The organism is Vibrio sp. Vb1980 (genome assembly GCF_033338615.1).
Taxonomy (GTDB): Bacteria; Pseudomonadota; Gammaproteobacteria; order Enterobacterales; family Vibrionaceae; genus Vibrio; species Vibrio alginolyticus.
This window is the reverse complement of sequence record NZ_JAWOSZ010000043.1, coordinates 1-3,046: the sequence shown is the minus strand read 5'-3', so window position 1 is coordinate 3,046 and position 3,046 is coordinate 1. Positions and strand designations below refer to the sequence as shown.

The 3,046-nt window shown below is 51.1% G+C and carries 1 rRNA gene; it reads right to left on the bottom strand.

The annotated features are described in order from the left end of the window. Positions 1-78: 78 nt before the first annotated feature. Positions 79-2,969: ribosomal RNA gene (locus R7F64_RS23660) — 23S ribosomal RNA — on the bottom strand. Positions 2,970-3,046: the final 77 nt, after the last annotated feature.

Sequence of the window (3,046 nt, the reverse complement as noted above, 5' to 3'; positions counted from 1 at the left end):
GGAAAGCTGTTTTTTAATTCTCGTTCTTACACATTCAATGTTCTTTCATTGAGTCCATCAAAACCCCTTGGGTGTTGTATGGTTAAGCCTCACGGGCAATTAGTACAGGTTAGCTCAACGCCTCACAACGCTTACACACCCTGCCTATCAACGTCGTAGTCTACGACAACCCTTTAGGATACTTAAAGTATCAGGGAGAACTCATCTCAAGGCTCGCTTCCCGCTTAGATGCTTTCAGCGGTTATCGATCCCGAACTTAGCTACCGGGCAATGCGTCTGGCGACACAACCCGAACACCAGAGGTTCGTCCACTCCGGTCCTCTCGTACTAGGAGCAGCCCCTTTCAATTCTCCAACGCCCACGGCAGATAGGGACCGAACTGTCTCACGACGTTCTAAACCCAGCTCGCGTACCACTTTAAATGGCGAACAGCCATACCCTTGGGACCGACTTCAGCCCCAGGATGTGATGAGCCGACATCGAGGTGCCAAACACCGCCGTCGATATGAACTCTTGGGCGGTATCAGCCTGTTATCCCCGGAGTACCTTTTATCCGTTGAGCGATGGCCCTTCCATTCAGAACCACCGGATCACTATGACCTGCTTTCGCACCTGCTCGAATTGTCATTCTCGCAGTCAAGCGGGCTTATGCCATTGCACTAACCTCACGATGTCCAACCGTGATTAGCCCACCTTCGTGCTCCTCCGTTACGCTTTGGGAGGAGACCGCCCCAGTCAAACTACCCACCAGGCACTGTCCGCAACCCCGATAAGGGGTCAACGTTAGAACATCAACACTACAAGGGTGGTATTTCAAGGACGGCTCCACGCAATCTAGCGACTGCGCTTCAAAGCCTCCCACCTATCCTACACATGTAGGGTCAATGTTCAGTGCCAAGCTGTAGTAAAGGTTCACGGGGTCTTTCCGTCTAGCCGCGGGTACACTGCATCTTCACAGCGATTTCAATTTCACTGAGTCTCGGGTGGAGACAGCGTGGCCATCATTACGCCATTCGTGCAGGTCGGAACTTACCCGACAAGGAATTTCGCTACCTTAGGACCGTTATAGTTACGGCCGCCGTTTACCGGGGCTTCGATCAAGAGCTTCGACCGAAGTCTAACCCCATCAATTAACCTTCCGGCACCGGGCAGGCGTCACACCGTATACGTCATCTTGCGATTTTGCACAGTGCTGTGTTTTTAATAAACAGTTGCAGCCACCTGGTATCTGCGACTCTCAATAGCTCCATCCGCGAGGGACTTCACCGTCGAGAGCGTACCTTCTCCCGAAGTTACGGTACCATTTTGCCTAGTTCCTTCACCCGAGTTCTCTCAAGCGCCTTGGTATTCTCTACCCGACCACCTGTGTCGGTTTGGGGTACGATTCCTTACAATCTGAAGCTTAGAGGCTTTTCCTGGAAGCATGGCATCAATGACTTCACTACCGTAGTAGCTCGACGTCGTGTCTCAGCCTTAAGAGAAACCGGATTTACCTAATTTCTCAGCCTACGCACTTGAACCTGGACAACCGTCGCCAGGCCCACCTAGCCTTCTCCGTCCCCCCATCGCAATTGTAAGAAGTACGGGAATATTAACCCGTTTCCCATCGACTACGCCTTTCGGCCTCGCCTTAGGGGTCGACTTACCCTGCCCCGATTAACGTTGGACAGGAACCCTTGGTCTTCCGGCGAGGAGGTTTTTCACCCCCTTTATCGTTACTCATGTCAGCATTCGCACTTCTGATACGTCCAGCATGCGTTACCACACACCTTCAACCGCTTACAGAACGCTCCCCTACCCAATGCACTAAAGTGCATTGCCGCAGCTTCGGTTTACTACTTAGCCCCGTTACATCTTCCGCGCAGGCCGACTCGACCAGTGAGCTATTACGCTTTCTTTAAATGATGGCTGCTTCTAAGCCAACATCCTGGCTGTCTGAGCCTTCCCACATCGTTTCCCACTTAGTAGTAATTTGGGACCTTAGCTGGCGGTCTGGGTTGTTTCCCTCTCCACGACGGACGTTAGCACCCGCCGTGTGTCTCCCGGATAGTACTTACTGGTATTCGGAGTTTGCAAAGGGTTGGTAAGTCGGGATGACCCCCTAGCCTTAACAGTGCTCTACCCCCAGTAGTATTCGTCCGAGGCGCTACCTAAATAGCTTTCGGGGAGAACCAGCTATCTCCAGGTTTGATTGGCCTTTCACCCCTAGCCACAAGTCATCCGCTAATTTTTCAACATTAGTCGGTTCGGTCCTCCAGTTGATGTTACTCAACCTTCAACCTGCCCATGGCTAGATCACCTGGTTTCGGGTCTATATCCAGAGACTGAACGCCCAGTTAAGACTCGGTTTCCCTACGGCTCCCCTAGATGGTTAACCTTGCCACTGAATATAAGTCGCTGACCCATTATACAAAAGGTACGCAGTCACAGGACAAAGCCTGCTCCTACTGCTTGTACGTACACGGTTTCAGGTTCTATTTCACTCCCCTCACAGGGGTTCTTTTCGCCTTTCCCTCACGGTACTGGTTCACTATCGGTCAGTCAGTAGTATTTAGCCTTGGAGGATGGTCCCCCCATATTCAGACAGGATATCACGTGTCCCGCCCTACTCGATTTCACTGAACACACGTCGTCAACTACGGGACTATCACCCTGTATCGTCGGCCTTTCCAGACCGTTCGTCTAACGCGTGTAAAGCTTAAGGGCTAGTCCAATTTCGCTCGCCGCTACTTTCGGAATCTCGGTTGATTTCTTTTCCTCGGGGTACTTAGATGTTTCAGTTCCCCCGGTTCGCCCTGTTGAGCTATGTATTCACTCAACAGTAATACCTTATGGTATTGGGTTTCCCCATTCGGAAATCCCAGACTCAAATGGTTTTTACTACCTAATCTGGGCTTATCGCAAGTTAATACGTCCTTCATCGCCTCTGACTGCCAAGGCATCCACCGTGTACGCTTAGTCACTTAACCATACAACCCGAAGGAGTTTCGAGTTGATGTTCAAATCACCAAAGTTGTCTCTCATTATTTGAATGAGCGAGAGACAT